Here is a 23,696-nt window from a genome sequence, read left to right as displayed (position 1 = left end):
TCAGGAAGCTTTGTCTACCGGTCCTTCAGGAGGCAGCAAGGCGATTGCCGCTTCTGCGGTCAGCATGCGGAACGTGAAGCTTTCCTGGAAGTAAAGTTCCACTGTACTTGCCGTGTGACTGAGATAGCCAATGGAGATGTCCTGGCCGAGATCAAACTCGAAATCGCCGCCTCGGGTCGTCAAGACATAACCGCCCTTGATCGCTGGTGCCCAGATGATCCCGCCATCGACCACCTTCTCGATATGGTGAAACACCGGATAGCCTTCATCGCTGCCACCACTCGCGGCGGTATATGTCTCCTCACCCAACACCAGGGCATAGGGTCCCTGAACGCCGGCGAGACGCAACTGGCTGACGGCCTTGGCCACGACGTCAGGATAGTTCTTGAGGCTTGGTGGAAGGGGCAGCCCCTGATTGCTGCTGCCTTCGCGGATCCCCTGAATGCCCGCAGCGGCAAAACCTTCGAACACGGCCCGGTCTTCGCTGAACGCCAGCGTGCGGGCAGCGTCTTTAACTGGTGACCAGTCGGAATCCTCCGATCCCCGTTCGACGTCATCAATCGCGGACCGCGCGAGCTCGAACGGAACGCGGAGCTCGACAACCGGTTTGACCTCCCGCAGCGAAGCTTGAACGCCCTCGCCCGGACTTTCGAGCTTTTTGAGATGACCTGTGCCGGCGGCAGCGAATTCGGCTCCCTTCGGCCCATCGACATCCACCACGCGGCGTGCTGCCAGGTGACGCTTCAGTGTCCTCTTCGCCTCTTCCTCGATTTGCTCCCAGGCTTTGTCTGAAATCGGAGCGAGTTCTCTGTGAAGGTTGTTCATGGTCAAACCTCATTTTTTTTCAAGGAACCGATCCCGAGGGAACCGTTCGTGGCTATTTTGTCTGGAGCAGCGTTTTCGTCGTCCAACGGATTTTCTGCAGAAGGTTCATCGACTGGTGCAGGGATAGGATCCGGCTCGACGCCTTCGAGAAAAGTCACCGACGGAACGAAGAAAAGGCTGCCGGTGATCGCCCGGCTGACGTCGAGCAGTCGGTCATAGTTGCCCGGCGGACGGCCGACGAACATGTTGACCAGCATTTGCTCCATGCGCCCCGGCGACTTGGCATAGCCGATGAAATAGGTACCGAACTCGCCCTTGCCGACGTCGCCGAACGGCATGTTGTCACGGACGATATCGAGTTCTTCGCCGTTTTCGACGATTGTCGTCAGTGCATTATGGGCAAAGCTCGGCTTGACGCTGTCATCGAGTTCAACATTGGTGAGCTTCTTGCGGCCGACAATGCCCTCCTGTACCTCGACGGGTATCGCATTCCATTTTTTCAAGTCGTGCAGATATTTTTGGACGATCACATAGCTACCGCCTGCAAAAGCCGCATCCTCATCCCCGATGATCGTGACATCAATGGCGGCCTGGTCGACCGGGTTCTCTGTCCCGTCGACGAAACCGATCAGATCGCGATCATCGAAATAGTTAAACCCCTGGACCTGGTCTGCGGTCGCGACGGCGTCACCGAGCCGCGACATGATCTCCATTGCCAACTCGAAACAGAGATCCATGCGGGTGGCGCGAATATGAAAGAGGAGGTCTCCGGGCGTCGAAACCGCGTGATGCACCCCGCGGATTTCCTTGAAGGGGTGTAGGTCCTTTGGCCTCGGTCCGCCAAACAGACGGTCCCAGGCATCCGATCCAAAGCCCATGACGCAGGACAATCCCCCGTCCAGAGCGCGAAAGCCAACTGCGCGAAGCAACCCGCCGAGATCACCACAGAGCGAGCGGACAGCCATTTCGCTTTCCCGACCGGGACTGATGGTGAGGACGAGAAAAATCGCAGCGCGTGTGAGCCGCGCCACAACAGGCTGTGCTAAGGGTTTCTGTTCAGGCGATGCCATGTCCAATCGTAAATCCTTTTAAATCATCGACCCGCCAGGATCAGGTCAGTTGGTAGGACCTTGCGCCGGTTCCGGCGAGGCCGCCGGCTTCGACGATCAGATAGTCCTCACGGATAGGTTTTTTCTCGAAATAGTCATGCAAAATTTCAAGCGTTCCGGCCGCGTAACGTGCCTGGGCCGAGAGTGAAGTGCCTGCGATATGCGGTGTCATCCCGTTGTAGAACATGGATCTCCACGGATGATCGGGCGGTGCGGGCTGTGGATACCACACGTCGCCCGCATAGCCCGCGATATGACCCGCCTCCACTGCGCGAACGATTGCGTCCCTGTCTACGAGCTTCGCACGCGCGGTATTGATGATGTAGACGCCGCGTTTCATCTCAGCCAGCATCGCTTCATCGATGAGGTGCTCGGTGGAGGGGTAGAGCGGGACCTGCAGGTTGACGATGTCGACGCTTTGCACGAGCGATTTGACATCAGGATGAAACGTCAGGTTCAACTCGGCCTCGATCTCCGTCGAAAGACGGTGTCTTTGCGTATAGTGGAGGCGCATATCGAAGGGCTTAAGTCTGCGAAGCACCGCAAGTCCGATACGACCCGCGCCGATCGTACCAAAGTCCATGCCTTCGACATCGTAGCTACGCGATACACAATCGGCGATGTTCCACCCACCGTCGACTGAAATTGCATGCGAGGGCAGATAATTGCGTACCAATGCCAATACCGTCATGACCACATGCTCTGCGACGCTGATGCAGTTTGAGCCGGTGACTTCGGCGACTGTTATACCGGCTTCGGACGCAGCCTTCAGATCGACATGGTCGGAACCGATGCCGGCAGTAATGGCAAGTTTCAGCTTTGACGCTTTCGCAATTCGTTCACGGGTGAGATAAGCTGGCCAGAACGGCTGGGAAATAACGATATCGGCCTTCGGAAGCATTCTTTCGAATTCTGATTCCGGTCCGTCCTTGTCAGACGTGACGATGAGCTGATGGCCAAGCCCCTCGAGATAGTTGCGGAGCCCAAGCTCTCCTGAGACCGACCCCAACAGTTCACCAGGCGTGAAGCTAAGCGGGCCGGTGGGAGCCGGCATGGATCGGTCCGTCGGATAACTCGTCAATAGCGGCAGGCCCGTTCGCGCGTATTCCGGTGGGTATCCCGTTACCGGGTCAGGATAAAGCACACAGAGAACAGTCGCCATCTCGTTGTCGCCTTTCATGAGTTCCAAACCAGTTCTTAGTCGGAAGCGGGCTGTGGGGCATGATTTCCCATACGCCGAAGATCAAGCAAACATCATGCCATGACAAATACTCTTTAATCACAACGGCCTATAGGAATCCCGACCATGCCGCCGGGACATCTGTTCATGGCTATTGGACACTATGTCCATGAATTTTATCAAGCCTCAGACGACATCATCCTAGAGCTTTCGTTCGGTAAGGCATCACGATGATTGCGAGGCCAACGCCCGTGTCGCCGAGCGCCGGGATCAACGATGTTTCAAATGCGGCGTGACTGAAGCGGTCCGGTGCTCCATCCCTCACTCGTCATCGTCATCCATGATCCTGACGCTCTTGCCATTGAAGGTGAGCCCGTCCTTTCCGACCGAGACTTTTACCGTCGAGTCGTCACGGACCTCTCCCCCCAAGAGCAGTTCGGCCAGAGGATCCTGTACGTAGCGTTGAATGGCCCGTTTCAGCGGACGAGCTCCGAAGGCCGGGTCCCAGCCCTTTTCTGCGAGCCAGTTCTGCGCTTTTGTATCAAGTGAGAGGCTTATTTTCCGGTCGCTGAGAAGTCTCTTGAGGCGAGCGAACTGGATCTCGACTATCCGGCCCATCTCGTTCTTCTGGAGGCGGTGAAACAGAATGATCGCATCGATGCGGTTGAGGAATTCCGGTCGGAAGTGGACGCGAACCATCGCCATGACCTCTTCGCGCACCACACTGGTCTTCTCGCCCTCCGGCTGATTGACCAGATATTCGGCGCCGATATTCGAGGTCATGATGATCAGCGTATTGCGGAAGTCCACGGTCCGGCCCTGACCGTCAGTGAGACGCCCGTCGTCGAGCACCTGAAGTAGCACGTTAAAAACATCAGGATGTGCCTTTTCGATCTCGTCGAACAGAACGACCTGATAGGGTCGCCTGCGCACGGCTTCGGTCAGTGCGCCACCCTCGTCATAACCCACATAGCCAGGAGGAGCCCCGATCAGCCGCGAGACCGAATGTTTCTCCATGAATTCGGACATATCGATGCGAACCATGGCGGTCTCGTCATCGAATAGAAACTCGGCAAGTGCCTTGGCAAGCTCTGTCTTGCCGACGCCTGTCGGACCGAGGAACATGAAGGAACCGATCGGCCGGTTGGGGTCCTGAAGGCCCGCCCGAGCGCGGCGTACGGCAGTGGATACCGCGCGCACGGCCTGAGCCTGGCCGATGACGCGCTCCCCGAGCTTATCCTCCATATGGAGCAGCTTGTCCTTTTCACCCTCGAGCATCTTGGTGACGGGCACGCCAGTCCATCGGGAGACAACCTGGGCAATGTTATCGGCAGTCACGGTCTCGCTGATCGAGGACGTTTCGGTTGCCTCGATGGCAGCGAGCTTCTTCTCCAGCTCAGGAATGGTGCTGTAGGAAAGCTCGCCTGCGCGCTGGAACTCCCCCTTGCGCTGTGCATTCGCAAGATCGGTTCGATACTGCTCCAACTCGCTCTTTATTTTTTGAGCGTCCGACAGCTTGCTCTTCTCGGCCTGCCAGGTCGAGGTCATGTCGGCCGACCGCTTTTCCAGATCGGCCAGTTCCTTCTCGAGCGCCTGGAGACGGGCCTTCGACCCCTTGTCGCTCTCCTTCTTCAACGCCTCCTGCTCGATCTTTAGCCGAATAACGTCGCGGTCGATGGAATCCAGTTCTTCCGGCTTGGAATCGACCTGCATCTTCAGCCGGGCTGCGGCTTCGTCGATCAGGTCTATCGCCTTGTCGGGAAGGAATCGGTCCGTGATGTAACGATTGGACAAGGTGGCGGCAGCCACCAGCGCCCCGTCCGAAATCCTGACCCCGTGGTGAAGCTCGTATTTTTCTTTGAGGCCACGCAGGATCGAGATCGTATCCTCGACACTGGGTTCCGGTACGAAAACCGGTTGAAAACGGCGGGCCAGCGCCGGGTCTTTTTCAACATGCTTGCGATATTCGTCGAGCGTGGTGGCACCGACGCAGTGCAATTCGCCGCGGGCCAGCGCCGGTTTCAGCAGGTTGGAAGCATCCATGGCGCCATCGGTCTTGCCGGCGCCGATCAGCGTGTGCATTTCGTCGATGAATAGGATGATGCCGCCTTCTGCAGAGGTAACCTCCTGCAGAACGGCTTTCAACCGCTCCTCGAATTCACCCCTGTACTTCGCTCCGGCGATCAGAGCGCCGAGATCGAGCGCCAGCAGTTTCTTGTTATGCAGGCTTTCCGGCACGTCGCCGTTGATAATCCGAAGCGCCAGCCCCTCAACGATCGCAGTCTTGCCGACGCCGGGTTCGCCTATAAGGACGGGATTGTTCTTGGTCCGGCGCGAGAGCACCTGAACCGTTCGACGGATCTCCTCATCGCGGCCAATGACTGGGTCAAGCTTTCCGTCCCGCGCTGCCTTTGTCAGATCGCGGGCGTATTTTTTCAAAGCGTCATAAGCGTTTTCGGCCGAGGCATTATCCGCAGTCCGCCCCTTGCGAAGCGCGCTGATCGCCGCCGTGATCGCCTGAAGGTTCACACCAGTATCGGAAAGAACCTTCCCCGCATCACTGCCACGGTCCTCGACCAATGCCTGGAACAGGCGTTCCACCGTCACGAAGCTGTCGCCGGCCTTTTCCGCGATCTTTTCCGCAGCGTCGAATATACGGGCAAGTTCGGACGCCATATAGACCTGCCCAGCACCCGAACCGGAGACTTTCGGCAATTTCTCAAGAGCGCCCTCGGTCGCGGCATGAACGGTCCGCGCGTTGCCGCCCGAACGGTCGATCAGGCCTGCTACAAGTCCCTCATTGTCGTCCAGCAACACCTTCAGAAGGTGCAGGCTGTTGAATTGTGGATTTCCGTCCCGCATGGCAAGCGATTGGGCCGACTGGATAAAGCCCTTCGCGCGGTCCGTGAATTTTTCGATATTCATGGTCTATCACCCCTTACAACGGCGATTTCAATGATCGGAACAGGTGACGTCAGGTTGCGGCCGGCCTATCGGCGTGAACCGAACCTGCCAGAGCCGGAGATGCTGCCAGCGCGTCGCGCAGTGCCTGTTCTTTCGAGTGATCCAGTGATGTTCTGAGGACCGTCCCACCGGTTCCCTTGAGCTCATCGAGAACCTTGTCTGCGGTCATCTTGCGGATCAGTAGAAACAGTGCGGCGTTTTCAGGCTTCAGACTGGTCGCAAGTTCCTTCATGAAACCATCATTGATGCCGTAGTCGCTCAATGCGCCGCTCAGAGCGCCGGAGGCTGCACCGATGGAAGCTCCCAGTAGAGGCATCAGGAAAATCGATCCGATCAGCAATCCCCAGAAGCCTCCGGACACGGCCGAGATCGCTGTCGTATTCATCAGTTGTACGAGCTTGACCCTACCATTACCCTGCTTGACCGCGATCACCGCGTCGGAAAGCTCGATCAGGTACTCCTTCTGAAGGTTCAGAAGTTTCTCCCGTATGGCTTCCGCCTTGTCTTCGGTCGGGTAAACAATCACGATCAGATCGGACATAAACGCGCTCCTTCGATGGGAAATACTCCGGGTTTGCGGAACGCTGTGCAACCTCTGTGCCAAACGAAATAAATGATCAAAATCAATATATTGCGCGAGGCACTCGGAGAAGTTTCGGACAATATGTCGGTACAAGGAAGACAAATAGTCCTGTCGGTTAAGCCGATTTAGCCAGTCGGCTGCCCGTACAGGATCTCAAGGGCCGTAATCGCGGTCAGGATATATCCGCCATTGGTGTCGATGTCCTCATCGGTCGAGAGATCGAACTTTTTCCAGGTGCCGTCGAGATAACCTGCCTGCCGTTCCGCGATGATCTTGTTCGCGGTCTGTTTTATCGCATCGAATTGCGTCAGGTCGAAATTGAGACCTCGATTGTCGAGAAACAAACCATGCTGATGCAGAAAATCCGCCATCGGCATGGAGGTTCCTGTCAGATAGAAGAGCAGATCATTGGCATTCAGGGGCTGATCCCGTGACTGCGGAACCAGGCCCGATTCTTCAAGATTTTGTATAGCGGCTTGCATGTCTTTAGAAAGCTGCTCGATCGTTACTGCGGTCATATAGCTATCTCCTGAGGCCGGTCGTGCAACGTTATTGAGGAGTAAGACGGCACTGCGGTCGGAGCGGGGTCCAGCATCCCGCACGCGCCAATATGCGGCGTTCGTTCGCTAGCATATCCCGAGAAGGCCACCTTCAAATCGCTGGTCAGGTTTGATATCGAGAAATTCCGTTCCGGTGGCTACGCCAAACTCATTGGGTTCGGTCGCCAGCCGGATATTGAAAACCAATGAGTTATTCGCGCGAGCAAGTATTGCATTCCAACCGCCATTTGCGATGCACTCATCGTAGTTCGTGTCGCAAGTCTTGCCGGTCACTGGGATCTTGAACCATTTACCGTAGACGTCTCTATTTTCCGCGACTGACGCATATACATATTTGATATCGGTGATGTTTACGACGCCCAGGGTCCAGATGTTCGCCGGATCGTGGACATTCCCCAAGGCATCGAAGGAAGAATCAATACTATTCTCATGAATTTCGAAATCGGAATAAGCATCCTTGGTTTGTAGCCGTTGCAGGTTCATCGCTATTTCCTCGTCCATCTGGTCGCTCATTCGGGCCGTTTGTATTTTTGCACAGCCCTTCGATTGTCGGGTCGATCGCCTCCCGGCCGGAACACCGCGCGGCGCGATACTCGCCGGTATTGATGTTCCGCATCGCTCGCGCCCCTGTTGACAGCCTTAACGAGCGCGCGTGAACTGCTTTTCGGCGGTACGACAGGCTTTGTTCGAAGCGGGCCGGTCTACGATGAAGTCTCCGAAGCAATGATCATGCCAATTAGAATATAAAATAATATCAATGTGTTGACTTTAACTTCAACGCCACCAAGTCAACTTGTCCGCGTTTGATTGGACAAGTTGTCGAGCGCGACCGAAAACCGATCCCCGATCGCGTAGCTGCAATTCAAACTCTTGAGTTCAATACGTTGAAGTCGTCGTCACAACGACACGCTGGGGCTGGTGCCCGATAATGTCCGGAAAGGATCTGTCATAACGGATAGAGCTTCCGAATAAATGGAAGAACTGGCCCAGCCGATGTGCCGGTGCCTGAAAGGTTTAATCGCCGGCATGGAGACGATCTTGACTTCCGAAATCAGACCCGGCTGGAAGATGTCGGTGCGCCAGCCAGCATAGGGCGCATAAAGACGGAATGCTCAAACTGCTTTCCTGTATTAAGCGTAGCCAGCGGATATGGTCCTCACCCAAAAGGTTCCCAGCAAGATGACAATCTGTCCGAAGGGTGTCCGCCAATTTGTCGCGACTCCCGATGAACAACGATGCAAATACCTGATATTTAATACGAATATACCTGGCATGCGTATTGCTTCCCCTTTTTCGATCACAGTGAGATGCGTTGATGTTGGCGCGGGCTTCCATTGTGATGGGTCGTTCCAGATTTGTCCCCGCACCGGTGACCTGACCGTCGTCGCCGCCGCCTTTCTTCAGTCGACAGGAGATTTCGATGGCATTCTCCCTTCCAGACCTGCCCTACCCCCGTGATGCCCTGGCGCCGCACATGTCCAGGGAGACACTCGAATATCATCATGACAAACATCACGCCGCCTATGTGAATGCGCTTAATTCACTGATCAAAGGGACGGAGTGGGAAGGTCTCGGCCTCGAAGAGGTGGTGACCGGATCGTTCGGTAAGAACGTGCCTCTTTTCAACAATGCCAGTCAGGACCTCAACCACACCTATTTCTGGAAGTTGATGACACCAAAGGGCGGCGGTCCGATTCCGGGGCGGCTGGAGAAGCAGATTATAAGTGATTTCGGCTCGGTCGAGAAATTGACGGCAGACTTTGTGGCGGCGGGCGTCGGCCAGTTTGGATCCGGCTGGTGCTGGCTTGCCGTTGAAAACGGGAAGCTCGCCGTTACCAAAACGCCGAATGGTGAGAGCCCGCTCGTGCATGGTGCCATGCCGATCCTCGGCTGCGATGTCTGGGAGCACTCCTATTACATCGATTACCGCAATCGTCGGCCTGATTATCTCAAAGCCTTCCTGGAGCATCTGGTGAACTGGGAATACGTCGATGCTCTATTCGATAAGGCACCGTGACGAATTAATGTCGGCCTGCCGAAAATGAACATCTGGAAACAGTCTTCGGCTTTCTGTGGCGGCGCACGACACTTGGAGGAATTGTCCTGAATATGCTCCGGCATACCGGAGATTCAGGGCACACTGAAGCATCTAACCTGTATTTAGCAAAGGAGAACTGAAATGAGCGACAAGATCAGAGAAGGCATGGAAGTCATCGGCGCCGACGGCGTGCATGTTGGCACAGTCGACCAAGTAGAAGGCAACCGTATCAAGCTGAGCAAAAGCGACAATTTTGGACATCACAAGGGACATCATCACTATATCGAACTCGGGTTCGTCGCCGGTGTCGAGGGTGACAAAGTTCGTCTTTCCGCGAATGCAGACATCGCCGTGACCCTGGAAGAAGAGCCCTCGGGCCGACCGGTCCCTCTGTGAACAACCAGCGTGGTGAAGCTTGATGTATGATGTAGGTCTTCTCATTGCTCGATTGTTTCTGGGCGTTCCTTTCATCGTGTGGGGTGTACTGAAGCTCCGCGGTGATGAAGCCAAACTGGTGCCAGGGCTCCGGGCGCTCGGATTACCCGACGCGTCGTTTTTCGCCTATCTGATTGCAGTGTGTGAACTTGTCGGCGGTGTTGCCGTCGTCATAGGCTATCCGGTGCATACTGCCGGCGTGTTGCTGGGCCTCTGGTGCCTCGCGACAGGCTATGACGCACACAGGGGGAATATGACCGAGCTTCTGAAAAACGGGGCCATGGCAGGAGGATTCTTTGCCTTGGCCACAACCGGTCCGGGCGGTTTTTCCGCTTTCGGCGGCGCCCCCACGGGCTTTTTCGCTTATCTGCCTTAGGCCGAAGTGAAAGCGTCTGGAGGGCGGCAATGGAAGAATATAACTGACACCAGTGGCGTGTTGATCGGCCCAACTGGGCCGGTCAACACGGAACGCATCATCCGGAAGCAACATTCACTGGACGGCCTCGCAAGAGGCAATGAACGGGATAAGCAGCATGGCAACAACCAAAATTCTCGTCGTGCGTCACGCGGAGAAACCGGATGGCCACGGAACCGGAGGCGTCGACCCGAGCGGGCAGCCGGACCCGAAATCATTGACGCCACGGGGCTGGCAGCGGGCCGGCGCACTGGTGCAACTCTTCGCACCACGCACTGCCGACCCGCAAGCACCGCTGATGCGCCCGGACCACCTGTTCGCCGCCCGTGCCGGTCATGAAGAAGACGAACACAGCAAACGACCATATCAGACGATCGAGCCTCTCGCAGCCTATCTCCAGATTTCCGGAGGGATCGACAGCTCATTTCGCAAAGACGAGCTCGACAAACTTGTCAACGCGGTCATCTCTTGCGATGGCACTGTGCTGATTGCATGGGAACACAAAAACATCCCGCCAATGGCGCGGTTTCTGGTTCCTCCAAGCGAGCAGGTTCCCGACTGGCCGGATGATCGTTACGATATGATCTGGGTCTTCGACCGAGTGGGTGATGTCTGGCATCTCACCCAGGTTCCCCAACGTCTTCTTGCTGGGGACATCGAGGCGGTATTCGCCTGAGTAGGTGCGAATAGCCCCTCTCCGGTCGTAACAGATCTAACCCACATCCGCACAGTGGTCGTCGGCCGGGTACGGCCGGTCATATGGCTTCAGGGAGCCAGACCGTAAACGTTGTCCCCTGGCCTGGCGCCGTTCGCACCGATATCGTACCGCCCTGCCTTGTCACCAGCATCTGACAGATCGAAAGGCCAAGGCCTGTGCCCTCGCGGCGTTTCGTCGTAAAGAAGGCATCGAATATTTTCTTCGCTACCTCGGGTTCAATGCCAATTCCGGTGTCAGAGACCTTAATTTCGACGCCCGGCGTTGCTTCAATTTCGGAATCAAGCGTCTCGATATGCAATTCGCCTCCTTGCGGCATAGCGTGGATCGCGTTGACAATCAGATTAATCAATACCTGTTGCAATTCTGTACGGCGCATCGCGATGAGCCTCGATGCGCGGTCGTCACGTTCAACCATGATCGTGGTTTTCTTCAGGAGATGATGAACAAGCGGCAGGGTGTCATCGACAACATCAGAAGGCAGATAGCGTTCAAGGACACCAGCATACTCCTGCGGCTTCGAAAACCTGAGCAGATTGGTGACCATCTCGCTGATACGCATAAGTTGCTGGTCTATCAGCTTGAACTCGTCTCTGGCTTTATCGGCATCGGATCCAATCATGCCTTGGATGACTTCGAGGTTGCCCTGTATCACGGCTATGGGATTGTTGATCTCATGGGCGACGCCAGCCGTAATCTCACCGATCGCCGCGAGCTTTTCTGACATAATCAACTGCTTGGTCGTTGCCTCAAGCTGTTCATTCGCCGTTTGCAATTCTCTGGCGCGCTCCTCGACACGCTGATTAAGCTCAGTATTCCATAACCTCAGCTCTGCATCCCGCTCCTGAACCTGGTCGAGCAGATGGTCCAGTTCCGACGCAACCTGGCCAATTTCGTCGGTCATTTCAGGGAGCCCCGTTCGTGCCGAGAGATCCCCCGTCTCTACCCGACCGATCGTCCGGGTCATCCTTTCAAGGGGCCGGAAGATATTACTTGCCCAAACAAGGAAAAGGGGCACTGTAGCTGCAACTGAAATCGCAAAGGCAATCACGATTGCCATCACGGCCTCGCGCTTGGCATCCGTAAAGGGCTTTTGAAGGAAACCGACATAGAGCATGCCGACGCGGCGGTTGTTGGTGTCCAGCAATGGCTGATAGGCCGAAATGTACCAGTCATTGACGACGAAAGCCTGCTCCTTCCATGTATGCCCGTATTTGAGGACCGCTTCCCCCACATCTTTCGATACACGCGTGCCTATCGCGCGCCGCCCGTCGAATAGATCCACATTGGTAGCAATCCTGACGTCGGACAGAAATACTGTCGCGGTTCCACGGCTTTCGGATGGCAGGCTGGCTTCGACGTAGATCAGTTGGTTAATGGCATCGATAAATGAGGTGTTGTTGTTCAGGAGCACCCCGCCAACCAATGCTCCGCGCTCGCCGCTTCCACGGGTTGCCATCGTAGCGGCGTGGAGAACGAGACCACGGGTGTCTTCCTGCCCGCTGGGCATCGCGTCCGAGCTTGAGGACATGAGAGCGATCCGAGCCCGCTCGGCAATGTCCGGTGCAAGCGCGGAAAGCTCTGTCTGGTCGAACACGTCGAAACCGGCAGAGCGTTTGCCATCGAGTGCTGCCTTAACAACAGGCCAGTCCCAACGGGGTGAAACAGTCGCAAGCGGCCGACTGCTTGCAAGAACATTGCCCGAGCTGTCGATTAGATAAAGAAAATCCAGGCCGCGATCACCGGCGACTTCCTTCAGGAAGAGATTGAGGTCTGCATTCGACGTGGAGCCACTCGCCGTAAGATCGCGAAACCGAGCGGACTGACTGACGGCGGAAAGTCTTTCCTCCGTCGCAGCCAGCATCCTGTCCACGTAAAAATGGGCGATGGTCAGGTCGTCGTTGACTTTCGAAATCGCGAGTGCGTCAAACCGCTCATTCCAACGATAAATCGCGATACCCAGTAGAATGGGCAGGATAACGAGCATCGGTACGAGCGCGGTGGCCAGAAGTCGATAGCGGACCGACGCCTTTTTCTTCGGGATGTTGTGTTGAACCTCATCCATTCCAGCTTACACATTTCCGGTCGATCGTCTTGCGGGAAATCCCGAGCCGTCGAGCAGCCTCCTCACGGTCGCCGCCCACCTCACGCAGCACGGAAAGAATGTGACGTTTTTCGATTTCCGCCAGGCTCAGCCCTCCCGCATCTTCATGTGTCAGGGGAGATCTCTCGGCCTCATCGGGAAAAGCCCCCAGGATCACGGCCCTTTCGATGAAGTTTCTAAGCTCTCGTATGTTGCCTGGCCAGTCATATCGCAGGAGATAGGAACGGATGCGGTCATCGATCTCGACCGCCGGCATGCCAACTTGCTGGACCGCCTCGCGCATGAACAGCGCGGCCAGTTCCAGGACGTCGTTACCGCGGTCCTTGAGCGGCGGCAACTGGATCTGAACCACGTTGATACGGAAATAGAGGTCGGCGCGAAACGCACCTTCTGCAACGCGCTTCTCCAGGTCGGCATTGGTTGCAAAGATGAATCTGGCGTCGAATGGAATTTCTCTCTCGGAACCGACGGGCCTTACGCGCCGATCCTCGAGCACGCGCAACAGCTTGCTTTGCAACTGATAGGGCAGATCGGCGATCTCGTCGAGAAAGACCGTGCCACCCTGGGCATGTAGAAACAATCCCTCGCGGGTTCTGTTCGCTCCAGTAAAGGCACCCTTCAAATGGCCGAACAGCTCGCTCTCGATCATGTCCGCAGGGATAGCGCCGCAGTTGATCGGCACGAACAGCTTGTCGGCCCGCCCGGAAAGTGAATGTAGCGAGCGGGCCGCGACCTCCTTGCCGGTCCCTGATGGTCCCGTCAGCAGCACCGATGTCGAGATCGGGGCAACGCGGGAAATCATCGAGCGCACCTTTTCGGTTGCAGGAGACTTTCCGACGAAATTGTTGCGAAGGTAGACCTGGTGGGCAGGAAAATTCAGTTGATGCCGCAGCACGTCGTTTTCGCGCTGTAGCCGGCTGCGGTCCAGACAGCGCGCAATCGAGTTCAACAACTGGTTCGATCGGAAAGGTTTCAGAACGAAATCAACAACACCGACACGGACGGCACTTATCGCCGTGTCCAGATCCGCATATGCGGTCATGAGGATCACATCGGCAAAGAAGCCGGTTGCTCGCTGCTCCGCCAACCAGTCGAGACCATTTTTATCGGGCATGATATTGTCGAGGATAACGACGTCAAAATGCGTCGCATCGATCTTGCGGGATGCTTCGGCCGTATTTTCCGCCTCCTCGATCAGTTTGCAGCGAGGACCGAGGGTCTTCAGCAGGAAGTTCCTCATGCCCGGCTCGTCATCGACGACCAGGATCGAAGCCTGCGCAAGCCACGGCCCAAACTCGGGGTCTTTCATACGTTCTGTATCGTTGAGTTCAGATTCCGGCATTACCACCCCTTAAAGACACTTGTATCGAACATCTCGGCAATGCCGGACTTTTTAAAGCTTTCTTTCCCTAAGAGGGGCGCTGGCCGTCTTCAGCATCCTTTTTTTTCAAATGCGATTGCAGGTGTTCGAAAGCGCGGCGCATACCGTGTAACTGATCGAGCAGGTGCAGAATAACATCAACACCTGCGTCATTCGCCCCCACATTTTCTGTAAGGTCGCGGATGAGATGGACCCGCGCGATATCCGCATCCGAAAAGCCCGGTCCCGATGACGTTTGTTCCGGCTTGACCCATTCCTGCTCGATCCAGAATTCCAGCGTCTGCACCTGCACACCCGAGCGAATAAGGAACTCCCTCTTCGTGATAATCATGACTTGTCCTCGCGTGGGTTGAAGTCTTTTCCAGCGCTCCAGTTCGACACAAAAGTCTCGAGCTCCGGGTCTACGTGCCTGGGCAGGACAATCCTGAGCCTGACGAACTCGTCCCCCTGCCCGCCCCCTCGCCTCGGTGCACCTTTGCCGCGCAGGCGCAGCGTCGTACCCGTGTTCGAACCTTTCGGTATTGACATCGACACGTCGCCGGTCGGTGTCGGCACCCGGATCTTGCCGCCAAGAACGGCCTCTGTAAGAGAAATCGGCAAATCGATGGAAATGTCGTCGCCATCACGCTGGAACCGAGGATCCGCCAGAACCTCTATCTGGATGAGGGCATCGCCGGGACCGCCTTTGCCTGCCCCCGGCGCTCCCTTGCCCTTGAGGCGAAGGGTCTTGCCGTCGACAAGGCCGGCCGGAATGGTGACGTCCAATGTGCCGCCGCCCGGTAGTGTCAAGCGCTTGCTGGCACCGATAATCGATTCAACGAAGGAGATCGCCAGAGTATAGTGCAGATCCTCGCCTCGCCGGTTGGCACGGCTGCGCTGTCCGCGTCTGAGCAAGTCGGCGAAGGCGTCGTCGTTATCCATGAAGTCGGCAAAACCAGACGTATCCATATAGGGATGACCGCCATCCGAATGGGCGTAGTTCCGGTAATATGAATGTTGCGGGCGCTCTGCTCCACTCTCGTCGATCTCCCCGGCATCAAAGCGTTTCCGCTTTTCTGCATCGCTGAGCAGGTCGTACGCTCCCGCAACCTCCTTGAATTTCTCTTCCGCGGCTTTGTCGCCGGGGTTCAGGTCGGGATGCAGCTTTTTCGCGAGCTTGCGATACGCGGACTGGATGTCCGCCGCAGACGCGGATTGGCTGACACCTAGCACCTCATATGGGTTTTTCACATCTTGCTCCGGCTAAAAATTTGAGTTGGGCCATTCCCGATCAAAAACCTTTCGGAGCATTTAAACTCCTGTCCACGAAACTGAACAAGTCATGATCAAGCGTTGCGAACCTGGCAACACCAGAGAAGGTGCGGAGAAGCTTGCGCCGCCCCGCACGCCTCCTGTTAATTGGCCTTCTTCTGTTCGTCGTCGATCTCGGTGTAATCCGCATCAACGACGTCCTCGCTCCCTGCAGATTGTGAACTCGAACCCGCCTGCTGCGATTGCGCATAGGCAGCTTCCGTCAGCTTCATGCTCACCTGCTGAAGCGCATTGGCCTTCGTCGTGATCGCCTCGCCGTCATTGCCAGTCAACGCTTCGCGCAGATCGGACAAGGCGTCCTCAATCGACTTGCGGTCGGCATCTCCAAGCTTTGCACCGTGTTCGGCCAACGCCTTTTCGGTCTCGTGAACGAGCGCGTCGCCAGCATTCTTGGCCTCAATGGTGGCTCTTCGTTTCTTGTCTTCCTCGGCATGGGCTTCAGCATCCTTCACCATCCGGTCAATGTCCGCTTCCGAAAGACCGCCCGACGCCTGAATCTGGATACGCTGTTCCTTGCCCGTTCCCTTGTCCTTGGCCGAGACGTTGACAATGCCGTTTGCGTCGATGTCGAATGTAACTTCGATCTGAGGGGTGCCGCGCGGCGCCGACGGGATGCCCATCAGATCGAACTGACCGAGCAGTTTGTTGTCGGCCGCCAGTTCACGCTCACCCTGGAAGACACGAATCGTAACCGCATTCTGATTGTCTTCGGCGGTGGAGAAGGTCTGGCTCTTCTTCGCCGGCACGGTGGTATTGCGTTCGATGAGGCGGGTGAAGACACCTCCGAGCGTTTCCAGTCCGAGAGACAGAGGCGTCACGTCGAGAAGCAGGACGTCCTTGACGTCTCCCTGCAATACGCCCGCCTGGATCGCAGCGCCGATTGCGACCACTTCGTCGGGGTTGACGCCTTTATGAGGTTCCTTGCCGAAAATCTTTTCGACCACTTCCTGGATTTTTGGCATTCTGGTCATGCCACCGACAAGGACTACTTCACTGACATCCTTTGCGGTCAGTCCTGCATCCTTCAAGGCGCTCAGGCAGGGCTCGATGGTTCGCTGGACGAGATCCTCGACAAGGGACTCGAACTTGGCGCGTGTAATCTTCACCTGCAGGTGCTTCGGCCCGGTGGCGTCTGCGGTGATGAAGGGAAGATTGACCTCGGTCTGCGTCGTCGTAGAGAGCTCGATCTTCGCTTTTTCCGCCGCCTCCTTGAGGCGCTGCAGGGCAAGCTTGTCGGTCTTCAGGTCGATACCCTGATCCTTCTTGAATTCGGACGAGATGTATTCGACGAGGCGCATATCGAAATCCTCGCCACCGAGGAAGGTATCGCCATTTGTCGACTTAACCTCGAAGACGCCATCGCCAATGTCGAGAATAGAAACGTCGAACGTGCCGCCACCAAGATCGTAGACCGCGATCTTCGACTGCTTCTTCTTGTCGAGTCCGTAGGCCAGCGCTGCGGCCGTCGGCTCGTTGATAATGCGCAGCACTTCCAGACCGGCGATCTTGCCTGCATCCTTGGTCGCCTGACGCTGCGCGTCGTTGAAATAGGCGGGCACGGTAATGACCGCCTGCGTTATTTTCTCGCCGAGATTGGCCTCTGCCGTTTCCTTCATCTTCTGAAGAATGAAGGCTGAAATCTGCGATGGCGAATAGGTCTTGCCTTCCGCCTCGACCCAGGCATCGCCGTTACCCGCCTTGACGATCGCGTAAGGAACAAGGCCCTTGTCCTTTTCTACCGTCGGATCGTCGTAACGGCGGCCGATCAGGCGCTTGACGGCGAAAATTGTGTTCGTGGGGTTCGTCACGGCCTGCCGACGAGCCGGCTGACCCACCAGTCGTTCGCCATCGGCTGTGAACGCGACGATCGAGGGCGTCGTTCGCGCACCCTCGGAATTTTCGATGATTTTCGTGTTCTTGCCGTCCATCACGGCAACGCAGGAGTTGGTCGTACCCAGATCTATTCCGATAACTTTACTCACCGTATGACTCCTCTGTTTGCTTCCGGTTTTGATGTTCGCCCCCGCACGGCCATGCGTCCGAAGGTCACCTCGCCTTGCCGCCAACTCACCCCCAGGTCGACGTCGCAGATCAGGATGCCGATCTGCGTTATCTATGCCTGTGCACATACGGCCATGCCGCCAGCCAGTTGGTACTGCCAGAATATCTCAGCAACACGCGTGCCAGTTTCCAACGCCTATAAATATCAATGATATACAGTCAATTTCGCATCAAAATCGGACAGGATGTCTCGATCATTTCGGACAAAATGTCCAAGGTCGAAGGGCGGATGATAACAGTCGGCAGTGAAGGGCGGCGAGTGCGCATGCTAGGACGATGCTCGCGAGCCGCCTTTCAATCGGCGCGATTATGCACCGGAAAGGAAGCAAGGTTCGCCAGAAATACCGGGCGCTCGCTGAGGGAACCCGGTCCTGGCGCCGATTTGCGATACGGACAATATGTCCTCCGGCGGCCCGACATATTGTCGATGGGTCAGAAAACGGAAAACGCCATACCTCTGTTTCGATTGAATATTATCCAGTTGGCACGCCTGTTGCACTTTGGGGCTGGGTGACGGTGAAGGTGACTGCCCGCCGCACATCGCCAAGATCAACGAGGAGGTTCCCATGCACGAATATGATCTCTACATTAACGAGAAAAAGCCGGCCATTGGTCTCTACGTCCGTTCCGGAGCCAGCCTTCCCGACTTTGCTGATCCCAAGGAATGGATTTTCGACGGAACTTCAGCGCAGGATCTGTTGCCACCCAGCGTACTCGAGGGCGTGGCTGCCGCGGGCCATGCATTTCGCGACATGGATTAACATGGGAGTAATGCGGATTTTTCCGCATGGTCACAGATGATAAGAAGAGTTCAAAACATGCACGATGAACCATCTCTGCGTGAGACTACCGCAAAAGCGACCGGGGGTAGCCCCTCATTGGAAGAGCAAAGGCGCCGACTCGATCACGATATAGACGCAGCGAGGCACCATCATGCCGAACATGCCTTGGAAGCCAACAACCTCGTGGCATCGGCCACGAGCGCATCGGCCATGGCATACGGTCTACGCTTGTCATCAGCCTTCGTTGGAGCAATCGTGGCGGGGGCAATGCTGGGATGGCTGATTGACTACGCCTTCTCCACCTCGCCATGGGGCCTGATCACATGCCTATGCATCGGCTTTATCGCGGGATTCTTCAATCTGATGAGAGTGGTGAACGAAAACAGGCCCAAGCAATCGGACCTCACCTAGACCGACGTGACGCCCCGGACAACTGCCGGAGAGCCTGTCCTCTCTTTGATCGAACATAGGAGTTCGTTTCGTGTCCGCATCCATTTCCGATCCGCGAATTCAGGGCCGGCACTCCTCAAGAGTTGCAGTTTACGCTGCACTGGCCGGCAACATCGCGGTCGCAATAACAAAGCTGTTTGCCGCGGCCATTACCGGCAGTGCGGCGATGTTCAGTGAAGCCGTGCATTCGGTTGTCGATTGCGGAAACGAGGCTCTCATTCTTTACGGCTACCGCCGCGCGGTTCGGCGACCGGATCTCGTCCATCCATTTGGATTTGGCCGCGAGCTCTACTTCTGGAGCTTCATCGTCGCTCTGATGCTGTTTGCTCTTGGAGCCGGCGTTTCAATCTACCAGGGCATTCACCATGCGATCGACCCTCACCCGGTCGAACATGCCCGGATCAGCTACATTGTTCTGGCACTCTCATTTGTTTTTGAAAGCGCGTCCTGGATGGTTGGCTGGCGGGCTTTCGCTAAGGCGCGTGGCAATCTCGGATTCTGGGCGGCATTCCGCCAAAGCAAGGATCCGCCAGCATTCATGGTGCTGTTCGAGGATACCGCCGCGCTGATCGGCATCATCATTGCCGCAATCGGTATCGCCGCAGCCGAAACACTCGACATGCCGGTGCTCGATGGAGCCGCTTCCATCCTTATCGGTTTTGTCCTTGCGATTACCGCTGTCCTGCTTGCGATCGAGAGCAAAAGCCTTCTGATCGGGGAGCGGGCGACGCCGGCCCTCGTCGAGGCAATCTGTCGGATAGCCCAGAAAGAGCCCGGAGTAATTCATGCAAACAGCGCCCTGACGGCGCAACTCGCCCCCGATCAGGCGATGGTTGCTCTCAGTATCGACTTCGATCCGACACTGTTCACGGAACAAATAGAAGCCTGCGTGGCCTCGATCGAAAAGAAGGTTCGCGCTGCTCATCCAGAGGTCGTGGCTCTGTTCGTCAAACCGCAGACGCTCGCCGAGTTCGAAAACGCCCGTTTGAAGAGATTTGGCAACTACAGGCTACCCGTGAAGTAACCTGAAGCTGCGGTGAAAAGACTGGCGCGCCGGGTATCCGATGCGTTCGCCATTTCTCGATGCGGCCGACATATTGTCCGGCTACAACCGACAATATGTCTTCGCAAGGGCAGAGGCCCCACCATCAAGGCTTTGCTTTCATTAAATTATTCAACTGGCACAGTCATTGCGTGGATATTTCCAGCCAGTTGCGGTTCGCGCTGGTAGGTTCAACCGCTTGCTCGCCGATACCCGACCTGACGACCTGACGAAGGAGGCGGAGATGACAACCATAACCAAGTTTCCCACTCGTGCGGAAAACTCTATCGTCTTGCGAAAGAAATGGGGGTGGTTTCTGCTCCTCGGTGTTTTGTTCATTGCGCTGGGCGCGATCGCGGCCGGCCACCTTTTCTATGCAACGATCGCGGCCGTTTTTTATGTTGGCGCTTTGATGTCCGCGGCAGGCGCACTGCAATTCTTTCACGCGTTCAGCGTCAGGAACTGGGGTGGTTTTCTCCTGTGGCTCGCCAGTGGCCTGCTTTATACCGCAGCCGGGATAGCCGCCTTCACCAATCCTGCATTCAGCTCGGTTGCCCTCACTCTGGTCGTCGCTCTTTTGATCATGACATCGGGCATCGTTCGCCTGATCCTAGGGTTGAGGGCCAAACCGGAAAAGGGATGGGGATGGGTCGTCGCATCGGGCACACTGACAATTCTGGCGGGACTGATGTTCCTGATCGGATGGCCATTCAATAGCACGTGGCTGCTCGGTCTGCTGCTGGCGATCGATCTCATGTTCCAGGGCGTGGCATTGATCGGCCTCGCCTACCAGCTCGGCACGATCACCTGACCCTTTCCCCACGCTCTGCATTCGCGGTGTCGCCGGGGCGGCCAAAATGAAAAACCACGACAGGATACTCAGATGAGCAACGAAAAAACCCACCCTCATGAAAAGCAGATAAAGGACAAAGACACGTCCATTCACCCCGTTGAAGGCGGCACCACTGCACAAAACGAAGTGTCCGACGATCGTCAGCCCGCACATGAAGTCGCCCCGTCAGAAAAAGTCACGATCCTTGAAGAGGAGATCAAGCGTCTTCAGGATCGCCTGCTTCGTGCGTTGGCAGAGACAGAAAATGTGCGCCGCCGGGCAGAGCGCGATATAAGCGATGCAAAGCAATATGCCGTCACCCAGTTCGCCCGCGACATGACGAGGGTAGCAGACAATCTCGATCGTGCGATTACCAGCATTCCGGAGAAACTGCACCGCGATGAAGGGCCGGTAAAGACGCTGATTGAAGGTGTCGAACTGACCGGGAAGGAATTGTTGCGCTCGCTGGAAAAGCATGGCGTCACCAAGCTCGACCCTGAGGGTAAAGCATTCGATCCGAATTTTCACGAAGCAATGTTCGAGGCGGAAGATCCAAGTGTCCCGCACGGCACGGTCACGATGGTGGCCGAACCGGGCTACGCCATCGGCGCTCGTCCCTTACGTCCCGCAAAGGTCGCCGTCTCCCGCGGTGGTCCGCCGCGTAAGCCTCAAAGTTGATTGTCGCCCCTCTTGAAAGAAACAAACAGACCACGAAACTTTATTCGGTTGAATCGGGGATACCAAATGACGATCGGCAACAGAATAGCTCCGATACGCTTCCTAGTCTTTGTTGCGGCCCTCGTGCTTTCGGTCATCGTTGCTACAGCGTTGCATGCCGAGTGGAATATCGCTCTCCTTGTCGGGTTCGATGTGGCGACATGCGTTTTCATCGTGAGCACGCTTCCACTGCTTGACGACAGCCCTGAAGAAATTCGGGCTGCGGCAAAGCGTAACGATGCAAACCGCGTAGGACTGCTCGCGATCACGGTGCTGCTTTGCCTTGTCGTTCTCATCGCAATCGGAACGCTGGTCGCCAGACCCACGACACCGGAATGGACGGATGTCGCTCTGATTGTTCTGACGCTGATATTGTCATGGCTCTTTGCAAATACGGTCTTTGCAATGCACTACATCCACCTCTTCTACTCCCAGGAACAGGGAAAAGATCTCGGTGGACTGGAGGTGCCCAATACTCCGAGCCCTGGATACTGGGACCTATTTTATTTCAGCTTCACACTGGGCATGACGTTCCAGACTTCGGATATCACGGTAACGGGTTGGCACATGCGTAAAGTCGTCCTGTTCCAATGCATGGCGGCATTCATTTTCAACATGGGCGTTCTGGCTTTTACAATCAACGCGCTGGGAAGCCTATGAATAAGCGGCCACGGCTCTTGTAAATTCCAGCCTGAATGCGACCGTCGGAGCGGAAATGGTGAGAACTGAATCCATTTCCGCCTTTCAACAGAACAACCGATTTGGGCCGGGCGTGGACTGTCCGCTTCGGGAGGCTAGCGATGTAATAGAAGCCATGGGCGCGGGCGACCATCTACGACTGCTTCCGCCCCCATTGAAGACGTTCACTGGCTTGATTGCGACGCTGCAAACCGGACATAGTACGACAGCAAAACGTGTCGCAGGTTTCGGGAATTATGCGATAGGTGTGGTATCTCACCAGGGAGACAATGAGAGATATGAACCGCAGCGTCACCTTCACTTTGACCGCCGACGACTATGTTGCTGCCAACAAGCTGTTCATACTGAAATATTCAACCTCAGGCTGGCCGCTCGTTTGCTGGCTGATCTTCGTTGCTTTGCTGCTTGCCTCGCTCTTCACGTTGGCGCTGCGATTCCCCGATGCGCCTTTCATGTCGCTCTTCTACATCTGCGTGGTGGTTGTGATCGCAATACCGCTCTACCAATATTTTTTCGGCGCTGCCGTGTTTGCCCGCAAGGCCTACGCAGACCAGAAAACCCTTCAGCACCCGATCACGGTTACATGGTCTGAGGAAGGCTTTAGCGGCCAGTTCGACATCACGGTCGAACACCTCGCCTGAAGGCGCAGTTCAATCCCGCCAATACCGAGATCAGCATCCGCAAGCTCATCTTCCTGGCACGCAACAACGCCGACGAACATGCCAAGCAGCGGCTGATGCCGATCGTGCGTGATCTCATCCAGACCGTAGTGATCGGCAAGACCCCGGGCCATCAACCGGCCAGTTTGCAGGTACACGGCTCGATCGCCAACATCATGGCCTCGATGGAGGTCCTGGACCTGATGGAGCAGCAGTTCATCACCGCCGCCCAGAATGATCTGATGGCCCGGATTGCATCCGGCGAGATCCACACGGAGCAGAAACAAAAAAAGCTCCTCGACGCTTACGCGGAGGAGCTCCGGTGCAAATATCCCGAGTGGGAGAATTTACAAGTTTCAGTGGTTGCGGGGGCAGGATTTGAACCTGCGGCCTTCAGGTTATGAGCCTGACGAGCTACCGGGCTGCTCCACCCCGCGTTACCAGCGTAAATCCCTATGGGATTTATCGCGACCAGCGTAAATCCCTATTGGATTTATCGCGACTGCATCACAGGGAAGCTGTGATGTATAGTTCCGGAGCAAATTGCCGAAGGCGATTTGTCTCCTTTAAGGGACGCACCGTAATTGGGTGACCGATTTGTTTCGGCACATTGTGCGCTGGATTATTATAGCATAAAGGCCGCTTCAGCGGCCTTTTGATTAGGGCTTGAAGCCCTTTTTGTGACTGAGAAGATATTTGTTGCGTTTTGCAGACCTGGCAGCGACCTACTCTCCCGCGTCTTGAGACGGAGTACCATTGGCGCTGGGGCGTTTCACGGCCGTGTTCGGAATGGGAACGGGTGCAGCCGCCCCGCGATAACCACCAGGTCGGCAA

Annotated in this window: 23 protein-coding genes, 1 tRNA gene and 1 rRNA gene; 11 read left to right on the top strand and 14 right to left on the bottom strand. The window is 56.2% G+C overall.

What is annotated here, in order from left to right:
* The 7 genes from AB4Z23_RS25535 to AB4Z23_RS25505 all read right to left on the bottom strand — a co-directional run bounded on the left by AB4Z23_RS25535 (nucleotide 1) and on the right by AB4Z23_RS25505 (nucleotide 7,734).
* Nucleotides 1-825: a family 1 encapsulin nanocompartment shell protein gene (locus tag AB4Z23_RS25535; RefSeq protein WP_441360995.1), complete on the bottom strand. Its 825-nt coding sequence runs from the start codon at nucleotides 823-825 to the stop codon at nucleotides 1-3.
* 2 nt (nucleotides 826-827) lie between these two features.
* Nucleotides 828-1,895, bottom strand: a complete 1,068-nt coding sequence (locus AB4Z23_RS25530) for a Dyp-type peroxidase (protein WP_441360971.1) — start codon at nucleotides 1,893-1,895, stop codon at nucleotides 828-830.
* Nucleotides 1,896-1,935: 40 nt separating this feature from the next.
* The gene (locus AB4Z23_RS25525) at nucleotides 1,936-3,096 is read right to left on the bottom strand and encodes an NAD-dependent formate dehydrogenase (protein WP_441360970.1); all 1,161 of its coding nucleotides are present in this window, start codon (nucleotides 3,094-3,096) and stop codon (nucleotides 1,936-1,938) included.
* 339 nt (nucleotides 3,097-3,435) lie between these two features.
* Nucleotides 3,436-6,039, bottom strand: coding sequence for an ATP-dependent chaperone ClpB (gene clpB / locus AB4Z23_RS25520; protein ID WP_441360969.1), 2,604 nt, complete (start codon nucleotides 6,037-6,039; stop codon nucleotides 3,436-3,438).
* Nucleotides 6,040-6,088: 49 nt separating this feature from the next.
* Nucleotides 6,089-6,619, bottom strand: a complete 531-nt coding sequence (locus tag AB4Z23_RS25515; RefSeq protein ID WP_441360968.1) for a DUF1269 domain-containing protein — start codon at nucleotides 6,617-6,619, stop codon at nucleotides 6,089-6,091.
* Nucleotides 6,620-6,786: 167 nt separating this feature from the next.
* Nucleotides 6,787-7,179 (bottom strand): hypothetical protein, encoded by a 393-nt coding sequence (locus tag AB4Z23_RS25510; RefSeq protein WP_441360967.1) that lies wholly within the window; start codon nucleotides 7,177-7,179, stop codon nucleotides 6,787-6,789.
* A gap of 108 nt (nucleotides 7,180-7,287) precedes the next feature.
* Entirely contained in the window at nucleotides 7,288-7,734 is a 447-nt protein-coding gene (locus AB4Z23_RS25505; RefSeq protein WP_441360966.1) for a hypothetical protein, read from the bottom strand.
* Nucleotides 7,735-8,641: 907 nt separating this feature from the next.
* Between AB4Z23_RS25505 and AB4Z23_RS25500 the strand changes: the two genes are divergently transcribed.
* The 4 genes from AB4Z23_RS25500 to AB4Z23_RS25485 all read left to right on the top strand — a co-directional run bounded on the left by AB4Z23_RS25500 (nucleotide 8,642) and on the right by AB4Z23_RS25485 (nucleotide 10,785).
* Nucleotides 8,642-9,238: a superoxide dismutase gene (locus tag AB4Z23_RS25500; protein ID WP_441360965.1), complete on the top strand. Its 597-nt coding sequence runs from the start codon at nucleotides 8,642-8,644 to the stop codon at nucleotides 9,236-9,238.
* 162 nt (nucleotides 9,239-9,400) lie between these two features.
* Entirely contained in the window at nucleotides 9,401-9,655 is a 255-nt protein-coding gene (locus AB4Z23_RS25495) for a DUF2171 domain-containing protein (RefSeq protein ID WP_059757602.1), read from the top strand.
* 22 nt (nucleotides 9,656-9,677) lie between these two features.
* Entirely contained in the window at nucleotides 9,678-10,070 is a 393-nt protein-coding gene (locus AB4Z23_RS25490; protein WP_441360964.1) for a DoxX family protein, read from the top strand.
* A 157-nt stretch (nucleotides 10,071-10,227) separates the two neighbouring features.
* Nucleotides 10,228-10,785 carry a histidine phosphatase family protein gene (locus tag AB4Z23_RS25485; RefSeq protein WP_441360963.1) on the top strand — a complete coding sequence of 186 codons (558 nt, stop codon included), beginning with the start codon at nucleotides 10,228-10,230 and terminating at the stop codon, nucleotides 10,783-10,785.
* 79 nt (nucleotides 10,786-10,864) lie between these two features.
* Here the strand turns inward: AB4Z23_RS25485 and AB4Z23_RS25480 are convergent, their stop codons facing one another.
* From AB4Z23_RS25480 to dnaK, 5 genes are all read right to left on the bottom strand, one after another.
* Nucleotides 10,865-12,889 (bottom strand): sensor histidine kinase, encoded by a 2,025-nt coding sequence (locus tag AB4Z23_RS25480; protein ID WP_441360962.1) that lies wholly within the window; start codon nucleotides 12,887-12,889, stop codon nucleotides 10,865-10,867.
* Nucleotides 12,882-14,270, bottom strand: a complete 1,389-nt coding sequence (locus AB4Z23_RS25475; protein ID WP_441360961.1) for a sigma-54-dependent transcriptional regulator — start codon at nucleotides 14,268-14,270, stop codon at nucleotides 12,882-12,884. The genes AB4Z23_RS25480 and AB4Z23_RS25475 overlap by 8 nt, the downstream gene beginning before the upstream one ends.
* A 67-nt stretch (nucleotides 14,271-14,337) precedes the next feature.
* Entirely contained in the window at nucleotides 14,338-14,640 is a 303-nt protein-coding gene (locus AB4Z23_RS25470; RefSeq protein WP_441360960.1) for a chaperone modulator CbpM, read from the bottom strand.
* Nucleotides 14,637-15,539, bottom strand: coding sequence for a DnaJ C-terminal domain-containing protein (locus AB4Z23_RS25465; RefSeq protein ID WP_441360959.1), 903 nt, complete (start codon nucleotides 15,537-15,539; stop codon nucleotides 14,637-14,639). Before AB4Z23_RS25465 ends, AB4Z23_RS25470 begins: the two co-directional genes overlap by 4 nt.
* A 164-nt stretch (nucleotides 15,540-15,703) precedes the next feature.
* Complete coding sequence (dnaK, locus tag AB4Z23_RS25460) at nucleotides 15,704-17,749, bottom strand: molecular chaperone DnaK (RefSeq protein ID WP_441360958.1); 2,046 nt, start codon at nucleotides 17,747-17,749, stop codon at nucleotides 15,704-15,706.
* A gap of 498 nt (nucleotides 17,750-18,247) precedes the next feature.
* On the opposite strand from dnaK, the gene AB4Z23_RS25455 reads away from it, so the two are divergent.
* From AB4Z23_RS25455 to AB4Z23_RS25425, 7 genes are all read left to right on the top strand, one after another.
* Nucleotides 18,248-18,442, top strand: a complete 195-nt coding sequence (locus AB4Z23_RS25455; RefSeq protein WP_441360957.1) for a hypothetical protein — start codon at nucleotides 18,248-18,250, stop codon at nucleotides 18,440-18,442.
* Between the two features lie 231 nt (nucleotides 18,443-18,673).
* Nucleotides 18,674-18,874 carry an AtpZ/AtpI family protein gene (locus AB4Z23_RS25450; RefSeq protein ID WP_441360956.1) on the top strand — a complete coding sequence of 67 codons (201 nt, stop codon included), beginning with the start codon at nucleotides 18,674-18,676 and terminating at the stop codon, nucleotides 18,872-18,874.
* Between the two features lie 97 nt (nucleotides 18,875-18,971).
* Nucleotides 18,972-19,937, top strand: a complete 966-nt coding sequence (locus tag AB4Z23_RS25445; RefSeq protein ID WP_059757691.1) for a cation diffusion facilitator family transporter — start codon at nucleotides 18,972-18,974, stop codon at nucleotides 19,935-19,937.
* A 262-nt stretch (nucleotides 19,938-20,199) separates the two neighbouring features.
* Entirely contained in the window at nucleotides 20,200-20,766 is a 567-nt protein-coding gene (locus AB4Z23_RS25440) for an HdeD family acid-resistance protein (protein ID WP_441360955.1), read from the top strand.
* A 72-nt stretch (nucleotides 20,767-20,838) separates the two neighbouring features.
* Nucleotides 20,839-21,465: a nucleotide exchange factor GrpE gene (grpE, locus tag AB4Z23_RS25435; protein WP_441360954.1), complete on the top strand. Its 627-nt coding sequence runs from the start codon at nucleotides 20,839-20,841 to the stop codon at nucleotides 21,463-21,465.
* 66 nt (nucleotides 21,466-21,531) lie between these two features.
* On the top strand, nucleotides 21,532-22,164 hold the full coding sequence (locus AB4Z23_RS25430; protein ID WP_441360953.1) for a DUF1345 domain-containing protein: 633 nt from the start codon (nucleotides 21,532-21,534) through the stop codon (nucleotides 22,162-22,164).
* Nucleotides 22,165-22,481: 317 nt separating this feature from the next.
* Nucleotides 22,482-22,844 (top strand): hypothetical protein, encoded by a 363-nt coding sequence (locus tag AB4Z23_RS25425; protein WP_441360952.1) that lies wholly within the window; start codon nucleotides 22,482-22,484, stop codon nucleotides 22,842-22,844.
* 378 nt (nucleotides 22,845-23,222) lie between these two features.
* Here the strand turns inward: AB4Z23_RS25425 and AB4Z23_RS25420 are convergent.
* Both AB4Z23_RS25420 and rrf read right to left on the bottom strand, forming a co-directional pair.
* A tRNA-Met gene (locus AB4Z23_RS25420) sits at nucleotides 23,223-23,299 on the bottom strand.
* A 275-nt stretch (nucleotides 23,300-23,574) separates the two neighbouring features.
* Nucleotides 23,575-23,689: ribosomal RNA gene (gene rrf, locus AB4Z23_RS25415) — 5S ribosomal RNA — on the bottom strand.
* Between the last annotated feature and the right edge of the window lie 7 nt (nucleotides 23,690-23,696).

The sequence above is a fragment of the Agrobacterium sp. MCAB5 genome (assembly GCF_052114365.1).
Lineage (GTDB): Bacteria > Pseudomonadota > Alphaproteobacteria > Rhizobiales > Rhizobiaceae > Agrobacterium > Agrobacterium tumefaciens.
Note: the sequence above shows the minus strand (reverse complement) of the source record. Positions and strands in the feature narration are given on the sequence as shown.

Coding starts and splice junctions, on each gene's coding strand:
- AB4Z23_RS25425 (WP_441360952.1), top strand. CDS start 22,482: ATGAACCGCAGCGTCACCTTCACTTTGACCGCCGACGACTATGTTGCT.
- AB4Z23_RS25500 (WP_441360965.1), top strand. CDS start 8,642: ATGGCATTCTCCCTTCCAGACCTGCCCTACCCCCGTGATGCCCTGGCG.
- AB4Z23_RS25475 (WP_441360961.1), bottom strand. CDS start 14,270: ATGCCGGAATCTGAACTCAACGATACAGAACGTATGAAAGACCCCGAG.
- AB4Z23_RS25505 (WP_441360966.1), bottom strand. CDS start 7,734: ATGAGCGACCAGATGGACGAGGAAATAGCGATGAACCTGCAACGGCTA.
- AB4Z23_RS25440 (WP_441360955.1), top strand. CDS start 20,200: ATGACAACCATAACCAAGTTTCCCACTCGTGCGGAAAACTCTATCGTC.
- clpB (WP_441360969.1), bottom strand. CDS start 6,039: ATGAATATCGAAAAATTCACGGACCGCGCGAAGGGCTTTATCCAGTCG.
- AB4Z23_RS25515 (WP_441360968.1), bottom strand. CDS start 6,619: ATGTCCGATCTGATCGTGATTGTTTACCCGACCGAAGACAAGGCGGAA.
- AB4Z23_RS25535 (WP_441360995.1), bottom strand. CDS start 825: ATGAACAACCTTCACAGAGAACTCGCTCCGATTTCAGACAAAGCCTGG.
- AB4Z23_RS25510 (WP_441360967.1), bottom strand. CDS start 7,179: ATGACCGCAGTAACGATCGAGCAGCTTTCTAAAGACATGCAAGCCGCT.
- AB4Z23_RS25430 (WP_441360953.1), top strand. CDS start 21,532: ATGACGATCGGCAACAGAATAGCTCCGATACGCTTCCTAGTCTTTGTT.
- AB4Z23_RS25455 (WP_441360957.1), top strand. CDS start 18,248: ATGCACGAATATGATCTCTACATTAACGAGAAAAAGCCGGCCATTGGT.
- AB4Z23_RS25485 (WP_441360963.1), top strand. CDS start 10,228: ATGGCAACAACCAAAATTCTCGTCGTGCGTCACGCGGAGAAACCGGAT.
- AB4Z23_RS25490 (WP_441360964.1), top strand. CDS start 9,678: ATGTATGATGTAGGTCTTCTCATTGCTCGATTGTTTCTGGGCGTTCCT.
- AB4Z23_RS25530 (WP_441360971.1), bottom strand. CDS start 1,895: ATGGCATCGCCTGAACAGAAACCCTTAGCACAGCCTGTTGTGGCGCGG.
- AB4Z23_RS25495 (WP_059757602.1), top strand. CDS start 9,401: ATGAGCGACAAGATCAGAGAAGGCATGGAAGTCATCGGCGCCGACGGC.
- dnaK (WP_441360958.1), bottom strand. CDS start 17,749: ATGTGCACAGGCATAGATAACGCAGATCGGCATCCTGATCTGCGACGT.
- AB4Z23_RS25480 (WP_441360962.1), bottom strand. CDS start 12,889: ATGGATGAGGTTCAACACAACATCCCGAAGAAAAAGGCGTCGGTCCGC.
- grpE (WP_441360954.1), top strand. CDS start 20,839: ATGAGCAACGAAAAAACCCACCCTCATGAAAAGCAGATAAAGGACAAA.
- AB4Z23_RS25450 (WP_441360956.1), top strand. CDS start 18,674: ATGGCATACGGTCTACGCTTGTCATCAGCCTTCGTTGGAGCAATCGTG.
- AB4Z23_RS25470 (WP_441360960.1), bottom strand. CDS start 14,640: ATGATTATCACGAAGAGGGAGTTCCTTATTCGCTCGGGTGTGCAGGTG.
- AB4Z23_RS25525 (WP_441360970.1), bottom strand. CDS start 3,096: ATGGCGACTGTTCTCTGTGTGCTTTATCCTGACCCGGTAACGGGATAC.